At 69.8% G+C, this 15,573-nt stretch carries 15 protein-coding genes, 2 pseudogenes and 1 riboswitch; of the genes and pseudogenes, 8 read left to right on the forward strand and 9 right to left on the reverse strand.

The window, feature by feature from the left end; genetic code table 11:
- Nucleotides 1-47: 47 nt before the first annotated feature.
- Nucleotides 48-1,184, reverse strand: a complete 1,137-nt coding sequence (locus ACFV6E_RS07875; protein ID WP_385459929.1) for a hypothetical protein — start codon at nucleotides 1,182-1,184, stop codon at nucleotides 48-50.
- Between the two features lie 241 nt (nucleotides 1,185-1,425).
- On the opposite strand from ACFV6E_RS07875, the gene ACFV6E_RS07880 reads away from it, so the two are divergent.
- From ACFV6E_RS07880 to ACFV6E_RS07890, 3 genes are all read left to right on the forward strand, one after another.
- Nucleotides 1,426-1,818, forward strand: a complete 393-nt coding sequence (locus ACFV6E_RS07880; protein ID WP_385173031.1) for a peptidase inhibitor family I36 protein — start codon at nucleotides 1,426-1,428, stop codon at nucleotides 1,816-1,818.
- Between the two features lie 141 nt (nucleotides 1,819-1,959).
- Nucleotides 1,960-2,313: a peptidoglycan-binding protein gene (locus ACFV6E_RS07885; protein WP_385459931.1), complete on the forward strand. Its 354-nt coding sequence runs from the start codon at nucleotides 1,960-1,962 to the stop codon at nucleotides 2,311-2,313.
- 294 nt (nucleotides 2,314-2,607) lie between these two features.
- A complete protein-coding gene (locus tag ACFV6E_RS07890; protein WP_385459933.1) occupies nucleotides 2,608-3,048 on the forward strand; it encodes a hypothetical protein in 441 nt (146 codons plus the stop codon).
- Between the two features lie 151 nt (nucleotides 3,049-3,199).
- Here the strand turns inward: ACFV6E_RS07890 and ACFV6E_RS07895 are convergent, their stop codons facing one another.
- Nucleotides 3,200-7,018, reverse strand: coding sequence for an XRE family transcriptional regulator (locus tag ACFV6E_RS07895; RefSeq protein WP_385459935.1), 3,819 nt, complete (start codon nucleotides 7,016-7,018; stop codon nucleotides 3,200-3,202).
- 199 nt (nucleotides 7,019-7,217) lie between these two features.
- Nucleotides 7,218-7,799, reverse strand: coding sequence for a TetR/AcrR family transcriptional regulator (locus ACFV6E_RS07900; RefSeq protein WP_385175801.1), 582 nt, complete (start codon nucleotides 7,797-7,799; stop codon nucleotides 7,218-7,220).
- An 89-nt stretch (nucleotides 7,800-7,888) separates the two neighbouring features.
- On the opposite strand from ACFV6E_RS07900, the gene ACFV6E_RS07905 reads away from it, so the two are divergent.
- A complete protein-coding gene (locus tag ACFV6E_RS07905) occupies nucleotides 7,889-8,770 on the forward strand; it encodes an SDR family oxidoreductase (protein WP_385175804.1) in 882 nt (293 codons plus the stop codon).
- Nucleotides 8,771-8,865: 95 nt separating this feature from the next.
- Here the strand turns inward: ACFV6E_RS07905 and ACFV6E_RS07910 are convergent, their stop codons facing one another.
- From ACFV6E_RS07910 to ACFV6E_RS07925, 4 genes and pseudogenes are all read right to left on the reverse strand, one after another.
- Nucleotides 8,866-9,603, reverse strand: a complete 738-nt coding sequence (locus ACFV6E_RS07910) for a class I SAM-dependent methyltransferase (RefSeq protein ID WP_385459937.1) — start codon at nucleotides 9,601-9,603, stop codon at nucleotides 8,866-8,868.
- A gap of 140 nt (nucleotides 9,604-9,743) precedes the next feature.
- Nucleotides 9,744-10,070 carry a hypothetical protein gene (locus tag ACFV6E_RS07915; protein WP_385175809.1) on the reverse strand — a complete coding sequence of 109 codons (327 nt, stop codon included), beginning with the start codon at nucleotides 10,068-10,070 and terminating at the stop codon, nucleotides 9,744-9,746.
- Between the two features lie 235 nt (nucleotides 10,071-10,305).
- Nucleotides 10,306-11,133, reverse strand: coding sequence for a glycoside hydrolase domain-containing protein (locus ACFV6E_RS07920; RefSeq protein ID WP_385175825.1), 828 nt, complete (start codon nucleotides 11,131-11,133; stop codon nucleotides 10,306-10,308).
- Nucleotides 11,134-11,485: 352 nt separating this feature from the next.
- Nucleotides 11,486-12,191 (reverse strand): annotated as a pseudogene (locus ACFV6E_RS07925) (transposase).
- A gap of 166 nt (nucleotides 12,192-12,357) precedes the next feature.
- Between ACFV6E_RS07925 and ACFV6E_RS07930 the strand changes: the two are divergent.
- The 3 genes and pseudogenes from ACFV6E_RS07930 to ACFV6E_RS07940 all read left to right on the forward strand — a co-directional run bounded on the left by ACFV6E_RS07930 (nucleotide 12,358) and on the right by ACFV6E_RS07940 (nucleotide 13,592).
- A complete protein-coding gene (locus ACFV6E_RS07930; RefSeq protein ID WP_385459939.1) occupies nucleotides 12,358-12,762 on the forward strand; it encodes a type II toxin-antitoxin system PemK/MazF family toxin in 405 nt (134 codons plus the stop codon).
- Nucleotides 12,749-13,355 (forward strand): annotated as a pseudogene (locus tag ACFV6E_RS07935) (IS630 family transposase); the annotation flags it as partial. The gene ACFV6E_RS07930 and the pseudogene ACFV6E_RS07935, both read left to right, overlap by 14 nt.
- Nucleotides 13,344-13,592, forward strand: coding sequence for a GMC oxidoreductase (locus ACFV6E_RS07940; RefSeq protein WP_385460031.1), 249 nt, complete (start codon nucleotides 13,344-13,346; stop codon nucleotides 13,590-13,592). The pseudogene ACFV6E_RS07935 and the gene ACFV6E_RS07940, both read left to right, overlap by 12 nt.
- Nucleotides 13,593-13,638: 46 nt before the next feature.
- On the opposite strand, the gene ACFV6E_RS07945 is transcribed toward ACFV6E_RS07940, so the two are convergent.
- Nucleotides 13,639-13,950 (reverse strand): SMI1/KNR4 family protein, encoded by a 312-nt coding sequence (locus tag ACFV6E_RS07945; RefSeq protein ID WP_385175814.1) that lies wholly within the window; start codon nucleotides 13,948-13,950, stop codon nucleotides 13,639-13,641.
- A 19-nt stretch (nucleotides 13,951-13,969) separates the two neighbouring features.
- Between ACFV6E_RS07945 and ACFV6E_RS07950 the strand changes: the two genes are divergently transcribed.
- Complete coding sequence (locus ACFV6E_RS07950) at nucleotides 13,970-14,197, forward strand: substrate-binding domain-containing protein (protein ID WP_385459941.1); 228 nt, start codon at nucleotides 13,970-13,972, stop codon at nucleotides 14,195-14,197.
- A 32-nt stretch (nucleotides 14,198-14,229) separates the two neighbouring features.
- Here the strand turns inward: ACFV6E_RS07950 and ACFV6E_RS07955 are convergent, their stop codons facing one another.
- Nucleotides 14,230-15,084 (reverse strand): class I SAM-dependent methyltransferase, encoded by an 855-nt coding sequence (locus ACFV6E_RS07955; protein ID WP_385459943.1) that lies wholly within the window; start codon nucleotides 15,082-15,084, stop codon nucleotides 14,230-14,232.
- Nucleotides 15,085-15,290: 206 nt separating this feature from the next.
- Nucleotides 15,291-15,486, forward strand: a riboswitch (cobalamin riboswitch).
- Nucleotides 15,487-15,573 lie beyond the last annotated feature (87 nt).

The following is a 15,573-nucleotide window of genomic DNA, read 5'->3' on the forward strand; positions in this document are numbered from 1 at the left end:
GAGCCGACGCACACCGCCCGCCAGAGAGCGCCGGATCCCGCTCCATGTCAGCTGTCTTCCGTCCGACCCATGGCTGACAGACTCCACGCCCCGGCCGAGCGGACCTGGTAGTAGCCGCGGCCCGGCCACTGGAACGTACATTCCCCGGCGCGGCTCTCGGCCACTGTCGCCCAATAGGCGAGTCGGTCGTCCAGCGCCTCCAGTTCGATCCGGCCAGGGCCTGCGTAGTGCAGGACGCCGGGGCCCGGCTCCCCCCGGTAGTGCACGACGTCCGATCCCCTCCCATTGATCTCATCGTGGAAGCGGGGCACTTCTCGCAGCGGTGCCGCAGTCGCCGTCCATGCGTCCCGGCCGCCGTCGGCGAACACGTGGAAGGCGATCGTCCTGTTGCCCAGCAGCGGTATCCGCGCGGTGAGCGGGACACCGTCGCCGGACAGTCGGTAAAGGCGCGAAGAACGCCCCTTCCTGCCCTCGAAGCGCAGACGGACGTCTGCCCGCCCGCTGCTCGAGAAGACCATCACTGCCGGGCGGTACGGCGGCATCCTCAGCTGATGCGCCTGCTCGCCACTGCTCCCCGTCCCGCTGACCTGCGACTGGGGCGGGCGCGCCGCCGCCGTCGCCGTCGAGCCAGGCGTGGCCCCGCCCCGCCGTACGCGCGCGGCATCACTCGGGGCCGGGCGCGCGATGACCGGGCCCGCGCCCTCCGCCAGTCGGACCGTGTCCGCCGCACACACGGCGATGTTGCGGGCGACACCTCCAGGCGGCGTCCAGCTCACCTGCTGGACCGCGCGTCCGTGCCGGGCGTCGAAATAGCACAGCGGCAGACGCTCCGGCAGCGGTCGGCCGGCCAGCAGAGCGTCCAGACAGGCCAGCGCGTGCCTGCCGTCGTCCAGTGCGCGCAGCACATCCAGTGTGTCCGCGCGGGTCCGGCCACCGGCGGAGTCCCGCTTCGCCTGCTCGTACGCATCCAGCGCCCGCGCCAGCTCGGCCCGCATCTCATCGGTGGCACCCGGCTGGCCGGGGCTGAACGGATGCACGTCCAAGGCCTCACCGAAAGCGGTGATGTCGGCCTCGATCTCGGCGAGCGCCGACTCGTCCCGTCCGCGCCATGACCACAGTCGCCGCCACCCGCCGCCCACCCCTGCACCCATGATCGCAATCATGCCGTACGGCCCGGCGAACACGGCTCGACGCCGGCGATCCAGCCCGACCGGCGCCCCCGCCAAGTGCCTGGACCTGCCCCCGTTTTTCGCGAGTTGTTTGTTCGGCGCCGGTGCCCCGAAGGCGAACAATCCCGAGCTGCTAGGTCTTGAGCCGGAACTCGTACGCGCACTGTGGGACGGCAATTGCGCTGTGGCGGAACGACGAGAAGGAAAGCTTCATCGCCCGCGACTTCTGCTGGAGTTGCCCGAAGGAAGGAACGAGATGGTTTCACTCACGGTCTCCACGAATCTCACCAAGGTTCTCACCGCCGGCGCCGCGGCGGCGCTGCTGATGCTGGGTGCCTCCCCGTCGTCGGCGGCACCGGCCGCAGCGCCGTGCAACCAGGGCTCGTACTGCTGGTGGTCCGGTGCCAACTTCAGCGGAAACGGCATCTCCTACACCGGTGATCTCGTCTCCGGCACGTGTTATCTGACCACGCACATCGGCTCCGTCCGTTCGTACGCCCACTATCACCGCCAGGAGGGGTACTTCTACGCGAACAGCAACTGCACCGGAAGGTCCTACGCGGTACTGGCGCACACCGAGAGCCCCGACATCGGGTTCAACGCGTACAGCTTCAAGGCCGCCTGCGTCTCCTGCCTGGCCAAGGACTGAACCGCGTCCCCTCCCCCGAACGCGAACAACGGCAGGTCCGCCACCCCTTGAGGCGGACGACCGAGCAGGACTTCCGCTCAAGACGCCATCGCCACAGCACAGTTGCACCAGGAAGGGCAATCAATGCGCCACCCGAGAAGCGTGACCGCAGTCGTCGCCGCCACAACGCTCCTGCTGGCGGGACTCGTCACCCGGACCGCCGCCGCATCACCCGCGGCCACCGCTCCGCAAGCGGCGATCGGTTGCGGTTATTCCAACCAGTTCCCGCAGATCAAACTGGGATCCAAGGGAGCCGCCGTGAGGGAGGCGCAGTGCTACCTCAACGGCACCCTGACCAATACGCACCTCGCCGTGGACGGTGATTTCGGGCCGCTCACCGATGCCGCGACCAGGCGCTTCCAGGCATGTGAGGGTCTCGCGGTCGACGGCATCATCGGCCCCAAGACCTGGGAGGCGCTGAGTTTCGACTGGGTCAACGGCATCGTCGCCTGCTGAGCCGCATCGTCGTCTGCTGAGCCGCTTCGTCGCGGACGCCCTCGCCGCCCATCGTGATGCTCACGCAGGAAACGCAGTGACACCGCCGGCAAGGGACCGCTGACGGCTCTGTCTGTGCCACCGGCACACACACCTGTCCGGACAGACAGCACGCTCTCGTATGCCCTCCCTGTCGAGCCGCACCTCTTCCGGTGCGCCCGCCGCCGAACGGCCGGTGCCCGTACCAGGCGCCGTCGAACGGCCGGTGCCCGTACCAGGCCTCGCCCCGCCCACTCCAAGTCGTCCGGAGATTCGATGCGCCGCATTCTGCTCGTTCTGCTTTCTTGTCCGGCCCTGGCCGTGCCCGCCGCCGTGGCGACGTCCACGGCCGCCTCCGCCACCCCGCTCCTCGCCAGTGCCCCGTCATCCGCTTCCCCGCGTCACGACGCAACGGCGCCCAGCACTCGGACCGTCGCCTGCAACTCAGGCCACGTCTGCATCTACAAGGGCGACATCAGGGACGGCAGTTCCGATCACGCGAAGGTCTACGACTTCTACTACTACGGGACCTACAACGTGCAGAACCTCATCGGCGACTACACCGTACTGAACTGCCAGACAGGCGGCGCGGGGGTCGAAGGTTTCTCGGGGTACAACGGATCGGGAAGCGTGGTCTGGAGGATCGACAGCAACAACTGCGGAACGGGGCTCTGGACAAGCCTCACGTCGACATACTCCGTGAGGCTCTACGCCTGACCTCGCTCCGTCGTGGCGTTCCACCGCGAGCACGGTGGAACGCCACGAGCGCCTGCACGAATGTACGGGGCCGCCGCGCGAAGCCGTGTCCGTCAGTCCGCAGCGCGTGGCGCTGGTCCCGCACGGCCCAGGCGAATGTGCCTGGTACCCGCTAGTTGTGCTCGCAGGCCGAGCGATCGCGGATGTCGAAGCCGAGCCGTCGCCACTGGGTGGGCGCGAGGGCGCCGACGGCACGGCACACCCGCCGGACACGGTGGTCGGTGTCCAGGTCCCAGAGCCTGACCGTGCCGTCGTAGCCTGCCGTGAGCACGGTCTCGCCGCCCACGTAGGCCACTGCCGGAACCGCGCCGGTGTGCCCGGTCAGTGTGGTGCGGAGCAGGTGTCTCGCGGGATCCCAGAGCCGGGCGGTGCCGTCATTGCTCGCGGTGGCGAGTGTGCCCCCGTCGGGGCTGAAGGCGACAGACCGTACCGCGCCGGTGTGCCCGGACAATGTGGCGACAAGCCGGTGCCTCGCGGGATCCCAGAGCCGGGCGGTGCCGTCGTTGCTCGCGGTGGCGAGTGTGCCCCCGTCGGGGCTGAAGGCGACGGACCGTACCGCGCCCGTGTGCCCGGACAACGTGGCGACGAGCCGGTGCCTCGCGGGATCCCACACTCTGACCGTCCGGTCGTCGCTCGCCGTGGCGAGCCTGCGGCCGTCGGGGCTGAAGGCCAGGGCGTTGACGAAGTCGGAATGCCGCGTGAGGGTGGCGAGGGTCTTGCGACGCGCCGGGTCCCAGAGCCGCACGGTCCAGTCGTTGCTCGCGGTGGCCAGCGTCTTTCCGTCGGGGCTGAAGGCGAGAGATCCGACAGCGCTGGTGTGCCCGGTGAGCGTACCGACGGCTCGGCGCCTCCGTAGATCCCACAGTCCGACCTTGCCGTCGTTGCCGCCGGCGGCCAGTGTTTCCCCGTCGGGGCTGAAGGCGAGAGAAGCGACGGCGCTGGTGTGCCCGGTGAGCGTACCGACGGCTCGGCGTCTTCGCAGATCCCACAGTCCGACCTTGCCGTCGTTGCCGCCCGTGGCCAGTGTCTGCCGGTCGGGGCTGAGGGCGATGCTGGAGATTTCGCTCACCGGACGGGTGATCAGCGCCGGCCGGTCCAGGTCCCACAGCACCGTCGTGCCGTCGAAGCCCGTGCTCGCCAGCACGTTGTCCCGTCCGCTGAACGCCACGTCCATCACGTAGTCGGTGTGTCCGGGCAGCGAGGTGATCAGCCGGTGGTCGGCCACGCTCCAGAGCCGGGTGGCCCCCTCACCGCCGGCGCTGGCCAGGGCGCTGCCGTCGCGGCTGAAGGCCAGCGCGTTGGCTTCGTCACTGTGACCGCGCAGCACCGCAAGAGTGCGGCGCCGCCGGAGGTCCCAGAGCCTGATATGGCCGTCCGGACCGGCATCGGCGGCGACTTCGCCGTCAGGGCTGACAGCGACGCTGCGCACCGCGTCGTCGCGGCCGCGCAGTACCGCCAGGGTCCGGCGCCCGGCCAGATCCCACAAGCGGATGGTGCCGTCCTCGCTGCCCGAGACGAGGGTGCTCCCGTCCGGTGTGAACGCGACGGAGTTCACCGCGTCGGTGTGCCCCCGCAGAACACCGGCCGCCCGGCCACGGGCGACGTCCCACAGTGTGACGACGTCGTCCGACCCACCGTATGCCAGCAGCCGGCCGTCCGTACTGAACGCCAGATCACGCGCCCTGCCCGGGAAGACGCTCACAGAGCGCCGCCGGTCCACGTCCCAGATCCGGACCATCCGGTCCGCCGTTCCCACCGCCAGCCGTCTGCCGTCCGGGCTGAAGGCGATGGCGAGCACCTCCGCGGTGTGCCCGCGCAGCACTGCGACCTTGCTGCGGCGGGCCATGTCCCAGAGGATGACGGTGCGGTCGGCACCCGCCGTGGCGAGTTCCCGCCCGCCCGGCCGGAAGGCCACGGCGTTCACGGATCCCCGGTGGCCTCTGAGCCGCCCGTCGAAGTACTGGGCCTGCGTGCTGAGCAACGCGCTGCGCGCTTCGGGAATCCGGGCGGTGTGGAAGGCCTGTACCGCCAGCATCATGGACGCCTCCGGTTGCCCGGCCGCCACCGCGGCCGACTGCGCGGCCATCGCGCGGGACAGGGCGGTACGCCGCTGGTTCAGCGCCGCAGACCGCTGGTCGTAGGCGACCGTTCCGGCGGTGAGGGCCGCGGCCAGCAGAAACACCAGGGCCGTCAGCAGGCGGCGCTGGACCCGGGCGCGGCGCTGGGCGGCCTTGTCCTCGGTCGCGTGCGCCGCCGCGCTGGCGTCGAGGAACTCCCGCTCCTTCGTGGACAGTGTGCCGCGGGCGAGCCCGGTGGCCAGGGCGAGATGGGCACCACGGTACAGCGCGCCCGGATCGCGCCCGAGCTCCTGCCAGGCCTGCGCCGCCTCGGTGAGCCGACGCAGGGTGCGCAGGGTCTCGCGGTCTTCGGAGAGCCAGTCGTGCAGCCGCGGCCAGCAGCGGATCAGCGCTTCATGGGTCAGTTCCACCCGCTCGTGATCCAGCGTCAGCAGCCGCGCGTCGGCCGCCAGGTCCAGTACGGCGTCGATGTCGCCGCTGTTCTCGCCGTTGCTGCCGCTGTCGCCGACGCGGCCGGTGCCTTCGGTCTCCGTTCTGGTGTCGACCAGTCCGTCGAGCTCCGTCCGGCGGGTGGGCCGCCGGGTGTCCTCCGTTCCCTCGCCGAGCACCGTCAGCCGCACGAACATCCTCCGGGCCAGTTCCCGCTGCTCCGCGTCGAGCCCTTGGTAGAACTCCTCAGCGGTGCGCGCCAGCGCGCCCTCCAGACCGCCGGCCGCCTCGAACCCGGCCAGTGTCAACGCGTTGCCGCGGCGTCGCCGCCAGGTCTCCAGCAGGGCATGCGACAACAGCGGCAGCACGCCGACCCGGCCGTGTGCCTGTGCCGACAGCGTCGCCAGCAGTGCCCCCTCCACGGTCAGACCGGCTCGCCTGGCCGGCTCCACCACTGCCCGGCGCAGCTGTTCCGGGTTCATCGGCCCTACCGGTACCTGCGCGTCACGCATCGCCTCCACCAGCAGCGCGTCGCGGGTGCAGTGCGCGTAGAAGTCGGCACGCACCCCGAGCACCACCCGGCACCGGCTGCCCTCCGCCGAGGCGGCGGTGACCAATGCCTCGACGAAGCGGCTCCGTTCGCCGTCGTCCCGGCACAACGTGAAGATCTCCTCGAACTGGTCGACGACCAGCACCATGTCGTCGTCACCACTGTTGTCGGCGCTGTCGTCGCTCCTCCCGTTTCCGGAGCGGGAGACGATCTGCCGCATCACACGGCCCAGGTTCTCCGGATCGTCGAGCAGTTCCTCGTACAGACCACCCGGTGTGACCCCCGCCAGTCCGCCCAGCCGCACCGCGCACTCCTCCAGCGGTCGCAGCCCTGGCGTCAGCACCACCACGGGCGCCACCGCGGCCCGCAGCCGTGGGACCAGCCCCGCACGCAGCAGGGACGACTTCCCCGATCCCGAAGCCCCGATCACCATCACGAAACGCTGCCGGGCCAGCCGTCCGGCCAGTTCGTCCACCGACTCCTCCCGCCCGAAGAACCACTGGGCGTCCTGCTCGCGAAAGGGCCGGAGTCCCGCGTACGGCGGCGGTAAGCCTGGTTCCTCCGGACCGGGCTCGGGGCCGGTACCTGCTCCGGCTCCGGCTCCGGCTTCGCCGAGCTGTTCCGCCAGTGCGCGCCAGCGGCGCTCCCACTCCGGTACTCGTCCGTCACACGCCTGTACGTAGGCCAGTGTCACCGCCAGCGTCGGCAGTCGCTGTCCGGACGCGGCGGAGGACAGGGTGGAGATCGAATAGTGCGCCCGCTCCGACAATTGCCGGTAGGGCGGATTACCTGCCTTCCGCCGCAACTGCCGTAATTCCGCGGCGAACTCGGCCAACGGTCCGTCTGCGTCGAGCGGACGCTCGCTGCGAGGCACGGCCGCACCTCCTTGTGGTGCCTTGTTCTCCCGTTCGGCGACCTGGACTGCGACGTCACATTTTTCAGCAGTTGTTTCTTCGACACCAGTGCTTCGAAAACGAACAATGTGTCGGCGGCTATCTCGTCCGACCGGCGACACCGCACGCATGCTCGCGGCGTTGCCGTCCGGAGGCGAAGAGATCGAAAAGACGCTCTCGCTAACCGAGTTCTGCGGCTGCCGCGCGGAGTTCTTCGAGCGCGGCGTGTGTAAGAGGTGCCAGCTCGCCGGGGTCCTCGTCGCGCGTGGGGTCGGTCCATCTGCTGAAGGCGAGCTGGAAGGCGAGGACGCCGAGTTCGGCGGCCACGCGTGCCACGGTCTCCGGGACATCCCGCTTTCTGAGCGCATCGACCATGGCCGCGGCCATGCCGGTGCTCTTCGACGCGCTGCGCTGCTTCAGCTCGTCGTTCGCCTCGATGGCCGCGTGCATCAGCGGGCCGAGCTCGCGGTTGAACGCGGTCATCCGGCCCGAGGCGCGCTCGAGGCCCGCCGCGACGGCCGTCATCGGTGTCGCATCGGCGGGAGCGGCGTCGATGCCTTCGGCCAGCAGGCGGCTGAGGGTCTCCTGCCCCGCCGTGAGGATGTCCCGCTTGTCGTTGAAGTGGCGGTGGAAGGTGCTCCGCGTGAGTCCGGCACGTTCGGAGATCTGGGCGACGGTCGTGTCGTCGTAACCCTTCTCGGCGAACAGGTGCAGCGCCGCCGCGACCAGGCGCTGCCGTGCATCCGGCTTCCATCTCGGCATGGGCCCATCCTAAGCGATGCGACAGGTGTCGCGTCACGGTGTACGGTGATGCGACAGTTGTCGCATCACTCTGCTCCGGGGAGCTTGCCATGCATGTCTTCATCACCGGCGGAACCGGCCTGATCGGCTCGGCCGTCGTCGCCGAACTGCTCAGTACAGGCCATACGGTCACCGCCCTCGCCCGTTCCGACGCGTCCGCGGCACGCGCCCGGGCCGCCGGCGCCGCCGTGCTCCGCGGCGGACTGACCGACCTCCAGGTACTGCGGACCGGCGCGGACCAGGCGGACGGCGTCATCCACCTGGCCTTCGGCAACGACTTCAGCTCGCCCGACGCGCTCGCGCGAGCCGTCACCGAGGAAGGTATCGCCCTCGCGGCGCTCGGCGACGCCCTCACCGGCACCGACCGGCCGCTCGTCACCGTCTCGGGCACTCCCCCGCTGCCGGGACGCACATCGACCGAGAACGACCCGCTGCCGACCGGCGGCCCCGTCGGCGGGCGCAGTGAGTCGGTGACCCGGGCACTCGCACTCGCCTCGCACGGCGTGCGCAGCACGGCGGTACGGCTGCCGCGCACCGTCCACAACCAGGGCCGGGGCGGTTTCGCCGGACTGCTCACCGAGATCGCCCGCCGCGACGGGGCCGCCGGCTACCCCGAAGACGGCACCCAGCGCTGGCCGGCCGTCCACGCGCTCGACGCCGCCGTCCTGTTCCGGCTCGCGCTGGAGAAGGCCCCGGCCGGAAGCGCATGGCACGCCGTCGCCGACGAAGGCGATGCCGTACGCGACATCGCCACGGTCATCGGGCGGCGCCTCGGCCTTCCGGTCAAGCCCGTGCCGCCGGAGAACTTCGGCCCCCTCGGCCCGATCTTCGCGATGGACCAGCCCTCGTCCAGCGCCCACACCCGCGCCGCCCTCGGCTGGCAGCCGGCCCACCCGAGCCTGCTCGCCGACCTGGAGCACATCGACGCCTGACACCACGGCCGGGGCACGTTCACGTTCGCGCGGTTCAGCGCCTCGCACATTGCGCCGTGCCCGCGCGGATGCTCATTCGGAGCGTCCGTGCGGTCTCATGCCTTCAAGGCGATGAGCCGATACAGCGGGTCCGGGCGCGGTGCGTCCTGGTCCGGTAGCACAGAGAGCCGCCGGCCGACCTCCGCGACCTGATCCGGGGCGGCATGCGTGCACCAAGGGATGCCGTCCGCGTCGATCTCCTTGAGCCAACTACGCGGGCTGCGGCCCTGACCGGTACCCGGGAACACGGTCTCGTCGACGAGTTCCAGCCCGTACGGGGCCGTCCAGTCGAGCACCCGTGCCAGGCGGTCAGTCACACGAGGCGCGTACTGGCGGCGCAGTTCCGCTGTGATCCGGGCTATGTCGCTGTCCTCGACGAAGTAGGCATTGCCCTTGTCGACGGTGGTGATCAGCACACCGCCGGGGCGCAGCACCCTGGCCGCCTCGGCCAGCACCGCAGCGGGGTCGGGCAGCAGATGCAGCAGCCAGACCATCACAACGGCGTCCACGCTGTCCGACGCGACAGGAAGCTGCGTGGCATCGCCGCACGCCGTGCCTCCCGGCACCCGCTGGGCGGCCAGGGCGAGCATCCCGGGCGAGCGGTCGACTCCCAGCACCGTGCGCTCCGGCCGCAGGAGCTCCCTGGTGACGATGCCGGTGCCGCACGCGATGTCCAGGAGCGTGCAGGGGCCTTGGGGCAGCAACCGTTCCAAGGCGTCCGCCGCCGCCCGCGCCCGCGGTTCGCCGCCTCGGGTAGCGTCATAGCTCGGGGCCTCGCCGTCGTAGTCGACCACTTGTCATCCCGTCCGTGCGCAACGCGGCGCACCCTTCGCGACCATGTCCAGAACATCGTTCGAGACCAGGCCTCGAAGAGCAAGCTCCTCCTGTCGGCACCTCAGCGGGCGCCCCGGCTCGGCAGTCCGCGCTCCCGGCCCTACTCCGCCGGTACCGCGGGGTCGCCGATGCCGATGATGTCGTTGTCGCAGAAGACCCGGATCGGTACGCCGGTGAAGTCGGCGATGGTCACGTCCTCGAAGTCCGCCTCGAACTCTGTCGTCCCCGGAGGAATGATGCGGGCGCCGAGATCCCTGATGAGGTCCTTCGGCGGCACCTCGCCGGCGTAGAGCAGGCACGACGTCGCATCGGCGTCGGCGAAGCCCTCGTTGAACTGTCCCGCCATACGCACTGTCCTGTCGCCGGTCTGGGTGAACGAGATCCGGCCGCACAACATGTCGGTGTAGGTGACGTCGCCGATTGCCACTAGCGCACTCCGTCCGCCGTGAGCCGTCCCCTTGGAAGGCTTCCTTCTCCGTGTGGATTGGCACAGTTGCCGTGTCCGGTGACCGACTCGACAGGCGTCGCCCCCGTGACAGCGGCCCGCAGCCGGCAGGCGCAACCCGTCGCAACGCGCTGCTCCTGGCCGGCTGTGTCCGCGGTCGGCGGCCCGCCTCACGCGGGCGCCCTCCGCTGCGGGTCACGCCCGGTGCCCGGCCTGGTCAGCCGATGATGGCTACCGGGGCGTCCCAGGCGTTGCGGTCCACTGTGAGCGCGTGGCCGCGCCGCGTCTCCTTGCTGTGCCTCATGTACTGGTGACCGCGACTGTGGTTCTTGTACAGGGACTTCTTGTACGGCCAGTCGGCGGTGGTGGTGTTCTTCTTGTTCCACAGCGCGTACCAGAGGTTGCCCGGCAGATCCTTCCGGTTCGACGCCGTGGCAACGGCCTTGGCCGTGGTGGCGGCGGGGCCGTAGAAGCCGGCGCGGTAGGTCTTGGACCGCAGTTCCTTGGTAAAGGCGCGAACGTACTTCAGCACAAGATCATTGCACGACGGCTTCGTACCGGCGGCCGGCTCCATGTCGAGGAAGATCGGGCTGCCCTTCTTCATGCCGAGCGCCGACGTCTTGGCCACCGCGTCCTTCGCGTCCTTCGTACCCTTGGAGGCGGCAGCGGAGTCGGCGAGCGCCTTGCCGGCACTGCCCGGCTTGCAGTTCGGCTGGACACCGACGTAGACCGGGATGAGTTTCCAGCCCATGGAGTGGACCGACTTCACCCAGGAGCGGGTGAGATTGGGCTGGGCACAGGCGCGGTTCCTGCCGCCGATGTACACGGCCGCAGCGCCGTAACGGCCGCCCTTCCACGCCTTCATGACCTTCCTCGAAGGCGTCGCACAGGTGTCGAAAGCCTGGCCGGTGTACGTCTTCTGCTTCGGCCAGTCCGCAGCCGCCACCGGCGTCTGCCCCACGATGCCGGCACTCGCGACGACGGCAGCGCCTGCCGCGCTCCAGGCGATGCAACGGTATTTCTTCGACGATAGATATCCGAACATTTCCACCTCACTCAGAGTGCGGCTCACCACCGCAGATGACACGCTCGATGAAGAGCGAGTGACTCTTGCCGGCCGGAGACTCCGCACGCCAGGACGACGCACCCGAACGCCTCGCTGCACACACGCCAGCCAGCACCACGGACAGCACGGCACTGGCCTCACGCCTACGCCGCGCGCCGATAGCTTCCGCCGCCCTCACGGGGGCGGCCGGGGTGTTACAGCACTCGGATGCCCGACACCGGCAACTCAGAACGCCAACTAGTCACAACGAGTGAAAAGTTGGATCGTATGAAAACGCTGAGTCATTCCTGGCTCGTCGCCGCTCCAGTACTCCAGCCATAGATCGTGATCTTCATGCTTGAGCGGCTTGTCGCCGGTAGTGGCTGGTCCGGGATCGGGCCTGGCGGCGGCGTCGCCAGACGGACCGGCCAAGCCGGTGGAGAGGGTCGAAGACGGGCCGGTTGACGAGCGTGATGAGCATTCTGCGGATCTCGTCGCAGGTGAGCGGTATCAGCTCGTCGGGAGCGGGGTGACGGTCGTGTTCGTTCGTTCGTGCGGAGGACGGCGAGGAAGGCGTGCGCGAGCATGGCCGGGGTGGCCCAGCGAAACCAGGACGAGTAGCGGCCGACCTGATGCTCGTCCAGGGCCGCCAGGCCCTTGCCGGACTGCAAGAACTCCTCGACCCGCCTCCTTGATCCAGCGACGCGTACCAGGGTGGTCGGCGGCACTGCGGCGGGAACACAGCAGCGGTTGTACTGGCGCAGGACACCGACGGTGCCGGTGCACTTCTTCACGTCGCCGGTCTCGTCGACCACCAGCACCGCCTCGTCGTCGTGCAGATGCTGCACCACGTAGTCACCCACCTCGTCGCGGACCTGGTCGGCGTCCCACTCGGCCCGCCCGAGCAGGTGCCGCATGCCGTCCGGGGTCCTGTCCCCGGCCCACTCGGCGATGATCCAGCAGTTCTTGCGCGGCAGGCCCGACGGCAGGCCAAGTAGCAACTTCCGGTCCCGGCGCCGGAATTCGACCCGCGTGAACCGTCCCGCTGTCCGGCTCATCGGGCCCTCGAACGCCTCCTGCCGGCGGGCAGGGTCTACGCTGTGACCCGCGGCCACCGCATGATTCTCAGTCTTCACACACCGATGATCAACGGTGACCACGCCGCTCTCCACAGCGCGTCAGGGTCGCGCAGCGGCTGCCTGCCGTCCCGTGTCTGGAGGACTTGTGCAACGTGGCGAAGTCTGGTGGGTCCAGTTCGACGAGAGGAGGTTGGTCGTACTGCTGTCGGGAAACGACACGTCCGGGATCCGGGTGATACAGGTCGTCGCTCCGGCGGGCGTCGACATCAGCGGTCTGGGCATCGAAGTGACGGTCGGCGCCGGTGAAGGACTGCCGTTCGAAGGCGTGCTGCGGCTCGCGTTCCCGCGTCCAGGCTTCACCCCTTGCACCTGGCTGACCACTGTGTCCCGGGACGATCTGCTGGAGCGGGCAGCCGTCCTGTCCTCCGTGAAGCTCAGCGAGATCGACGATGCCCTCCGACTCGCTGAACAAGCGCAGGAGCGGACCCCGGCGACGACTGCGAAGCTCAGCGGGATGAGGGACGCCCTCCGTCTCGGTGAACTCGGGTAGCCGGAGAAGGAGCCGACGCCCGCGACGGCGTGGGCGATATCGGCCCAGGCGCTGGCCCTGCGGGCGCGGATCGTGCTCGCGTGTGCGGGGCCTGAGGTGCCGCCGATCGTCTCGGTGGCCCGGGAGTTGCGGGTGACCGCGGACACCGTCCGCAAGTGGCGGCGGCGTTTCCTCGCCGAGCGGCTGGACGGGCCGGCGGCGAGCCGAGATCGGGCCGACCGCCCACCATCAGCGTCGACCAGGTGGAGGCGGTGGTGGTCACCACGCTGGAACAACTGCCGAAGAACGCCATCCACTGGTCGCGGACCTCGATGGCACAGCACAGTGGTCTGCCGAAGTCGACGGTGGGCCGGATCTGGCGGCAGTTCCAGCTCGAGCCGCATCTGGCGGACACCTTCGAACTGTCCACCGACCCGCTGTTCGTGGAGAAGGTCTACGACGTCGTGGGCCTGTACTTCAACCCGCCCGGGGGTGCGGTGGTGCTGTCGGTGGACGAGAAGTCGCAGATCCAGGCGCTGGACCGGTCCCAGCCGGTGCTGCCGATGATGCCGGGCATGCCCGAGCGCCGCACCCACGACTACGTGCGCAACGGACGCGCTTGGGCCCCGTCGACGACGGACACCAGCGTCTGCGACAGTCACAGCAGGATCTGGAACACCCCGGGCCTCTGGGTCGCGGGCAACAACGTCATCCCGACCGCCACCGCCTGCAACCCGACGCTGACCGCCGTCGCCCTCGCCGTCCGGGGCGCCGGCTCACTCGTGGACCACCTGCGGTCGACCGCCGGGCACACCGTGTCGGTTGGTCGGGCGACCGCCGGCACCGACTGAACGGGAACGATCACCACGGCGGTGTGATCACAAGGAATCGCCGACCTCAGCTGCTTACCGCCGGCTGCCGGACGGTGCGCTCGGCCTCGTCGAGCCAGTCCCGGTACCAGCGGCCCTGAACGCGCCGTACGGGGAAGAGACCGTAGGCGGGCCCCGCGCCGACCTGCGCCAGGAACTCCCGGTACTCCGCGGGCAGCCTCGCGCCCACCTGGGCTTCCAGTTCCGCGAGCTCGTCCTCGGCCAACGGGTCCTCCAGGACCCAGCCGTGCCCGCGGAACCCGAACACCTCCTTGTTCGCCGGGGCCACGCTCAGCGCCGCAACCCGCTCCCGCACCCCGGCCCACCCCTGATCATCCATATGCAGACCCTATGTTGCCGTGCCGCAGGACCTCAGCATCACGGGCTGGGACAACAATCCCCTGGGTGCGGAGACGATGCCGACGCTCACCACGGTCGCCGTCGACCACGAGCGGCTGGGGAAACGCGCCGTGCAGCGTCTCCTCGCCGAGCTGAACGGCACTCCGGCGCCCGAGGACGATTCCCTGCTGACGCGCGCCATCTGGCGCGAGTCGACGGCGCCGCGGGACGGCTTGGACCCTCGCTGAGGTTCGGGCCTTCGCCATGGCTCGGGCCTTCGCTATGGCTTGGTGGCGACGCAGACGTTGTACCGCCACGTCTCCTGATGCCGGTACATCTCCACCCCGCTCATCGCGTTGACCAGGCTGTCGCCGCGGCCCACGCCGCAGGCGAGCGCGTAGGGAAGACGGCCGAGCACGGAGAAGCACTTCAGCATGGGCAGGATCTTCTCCGTCGCGTCGTAGGCCGAATCGACGGTGAATCCGGCCTGCCGGAGAAGCCGTTCCAGTCGCCCGTGGGTCATCATGAGCATGCCTGGCATACCGGAGAGTTCGCAGACCCTGACCAGCGCGGACCGCGCCTGCGGCGACAGACGGGCCTGGGGAGTGCTCGAGTACTCGCACATCACCAGCCTCCCGCCAGGACGCAGGACGCGGAGGAACTCGGCGAGCCCACGCCGGGGGTCGCAGGAGTGGACGAAGGACTCCATGGTGTAGACGCCGTCGAAGGAGGCATCGGCGAAGGGGAGGGCGTGGTAGTTGGCCACGAGGAAACGTGTGTGCCGGCCCGGCTCGCCGGTGCGGACCGACCGCTGACGCGCGAGAGCGACGTCCGGCTCGATCCCGTCGATCCCGGTGACGTACGCCCCGCTCTCCTTCGCGACCGTGCGCGCCGTGTCGCCGACCCCGCATCCGGCATCGAGCACCGACGATGCCGGGGACAGGGCCAGCTTCCGGGCCACGACGAGTTCCATACGCCGTATGGCTGCCGCGAACGCCCAGGGGGAATCGCCCGGTTCGTACCAGCCGAAGTGCCGCGTACGGCCGAGCAGTGCCGCATACCCGAAGCGTGATCCGAACGTCCGGTAGTACGGCAGGACATGCTGTTGGTAGTGCGCGTCGGTCGTGTGGGTCATCGCTCAGCCCCCAGTCGGTCGGGTACCGAGGCTAGGACGGAGAAGGGTGCCCGTCCGGTCGCACCTGGAGAGCAGGCATCCGGACGGGTGAGAATGTTCCCGCCTTCGAGCGAGGGCATTGACTCCTCGCTGCCGCTCTCACCTGACATCCGGATGCTGGACGGCTTCTGTTTGCGCGGCTAACACCCCGTAGGGTGGTCCGCGCAGCTGGTTCGCCCCGTCCGCCAGACGGGATGCGTCGCAAGAGGGAACCCGGTGGGAATCCGGGACTGCCCCGCAGCGGTGAGCAGGAACGACCGCCGTCATACGCACTGGGTCCGACGTACCGGGCCTGGGAAGCGACGGCCAGTAGGTGTCCTCCGAGCAGGAGGGCGTGCCCGCGAGTCCGAAGACCTGCCAACTGCCCGCGCGCGGACCGCTCCGTGCGCGGACATCTCGGTGACCTCGAGGGCGGGTCGGCGTACACACCGGAGGAAACGAGCGCGCCGC

Source organism: Streptomyces sp. NPDC059785, assembly GCF_042732375.1.
Taxonomy (GTDB): Bacteria; Actinomycetota; Actinomycetes; order Streptomycetales; family Streptomycetaceae; genus Streptomyces.